Source organism: Skermanella sp. (assembly GCF_059503625.1).
The window spans coordinates 1-2,048 of the sequence record NZ_JCACHA010000539.1; the positions used below are offsets into that span (position 1 = coordinate 1).

A 2,048-nucleotide genomic window follows, 5' to 3' on the forward strand; every position below is an offset into this window, starting at 1 on the left:
GCAGACAAAGATCAATTTCTCGCGGGATTTTTCCATCCGGAGAGATGATGAGCTTCGAAAGCGGAAATCTAAAGCTAAACCCTCAATAGTGATTTCGGTCAAATTTTCTCGTGGAGAATTGTTCAAAGATACTCTACCATCGATATTCACAGTTTCTAAGACTTGGTATGATAATGCAACAAAGGGAGACATCAATGTTCATGGTCCTGGTAGAGAAAACGACCAACAGCATAATCCACCAACAGACTTTATGCTACAAATAGTCAACATTTTTCTAAGTCGACACCGGTATATTTACATTCCAGCCATCAAAGATATTGATGTATTTACTGAAATTATGAGCTATTTACATCATTCTATATTTGAGCAACAAGAGAAATTTGCTCAACGCTTTAATGATGAACTTGCGGTTGTTAACAATTATTTAAAGTCTACTACTGGATCTTTGCGAAAAGATTTTCTAAAAGCTACCGATGTGCCCATCGATTTCTCTTTACCATCCAACTTACCAGATGCCTTTCGCTCCGTGCCCGTCAGGATTGTAAATGCTGAGCAATTGGGAGCATCAATGGATATCAATGCCTTAGGTGATGGAATTCGATTAAGAATGATCCCAACTATTTTGGATTATATGGCCAAGAGGTCCAAGCAGCGTCACATCTGGGGCTTTGAAGAGCCAGAAAACTCCATGGAATACCGTAGAGCCAATCAGATGTTTCAAAGTTGCGCAACCGAGTATAGAAAAAATTCTCAGATTGTAATTACAACTCATAGTCCTGCCTTTATTTCGGTTGATGACAACCGGTGCTCTCTATTTCGAGCAATTAAAGTTGGCGACGATACGACTATTACCCCTGTAGATAGGGCAAGAGCCAGCGGGATAGATGATTTAACTATTGCTGAAGAGCTTGGGCATATATCACTTATGTCACAGTTGCACCAGATAATGGAAGGAAAAATAGCTGAAGCTGAGGAGGCTAAAGCCCGCACTGCACAGCTAGAAATCCAGGCAAAGCAATTAGAGTCTGAGATCGAAAAATTTTCTAAGCCTGTAATTGTAACGGAGGGAAAAACTGACGTTATGATAATAAAAGAAGCTTGGAAAAAGGTATTTCCAGGCGAGATTATGCCATGCGAAGTTATTTCCTGCGATACCACCCCAGACAGCAATTCTACTGGCGGTAGCGGAGGCGCTCCAACTCTTGCAAAGCATTTTTGCTCGATCATTCCCGGTGTCACCATGCCAAAAATCGGTATTTTCGACAACGACCGTGAGGGCCAACTCGGCTTTAGATTAGACCGAAATTATAGTGAATTTCTTGGAAAAAGTTGGGTTAAGGCACATTCCAATGGAAGGGCGTTTGCAATTTTGCTCCCACCAATTGCAGAGAAGCAGGATTTGATTGAAGCGCAAAACTTCCCCATCGAGTTCATGTTTGATGAAGAATTTCTATCAAAAGAGGTGGAAGGTCACAAGTTAGTCCTATTGCCAATGTCAGTGACGGTGCAATGCAACAACGTTCCGGTAACGTCTTACCTAGCAGATCAACTTCGTTTTATGAAAATAGATGGAAATTCCAAGATAAAATTCGCGAAGTATGTTGTACCATACCTTCCACAAGAAGCTTTTCGCCATTTTAAAATACTTTTTGACCAAATTATTGAAATCATGTCTCTGGCTAAGCCAGAAACAAAGAATGGGGCACAAGTCTCAATTTTGGGCAAGAAGAATGTCGAAGAAGTGGGCAAAGCAGTGGAAAATGAGGATATGTCGTTAGAAAGCCGATCTTCAGCGAGTTCCGTTAGCAAACATGAAAATGATGAGAAGGCCACAGGTGCCAATAGACAAGAGTTAGATGATACCGCACCTGAAGTAATACTGGAATCGCAGAATGCTCCTGGACAGAGTGTCTATCTTCTGAACTGCAAGCCTCATAACATAGTCAATGCCTATTCGTTTGCCCTCAGCACAATAACTTCTATACCACAGATGCAGAAAAAGTTCGGTGAGAAAAACATATCTGTTTTGCTGCGGTTAGGACTTATTG

1 protein-coding gene is annotated in these 2,048 nt (G+C 41.2%); it reads left to right on the forward strand.

Annotation, left to right across the window (positions count from 1 at the left end; genetic code table 11):
- Positions 1-118 precede the first annotated feature (118 nt).
- The coding region (locus AC5JJ6_RS11520; protein WP_496042164.1) for an ATP-dependent nuclease at positions 119-2,048 on the forward strand (1,930 nt) is incomplete at its 3' end.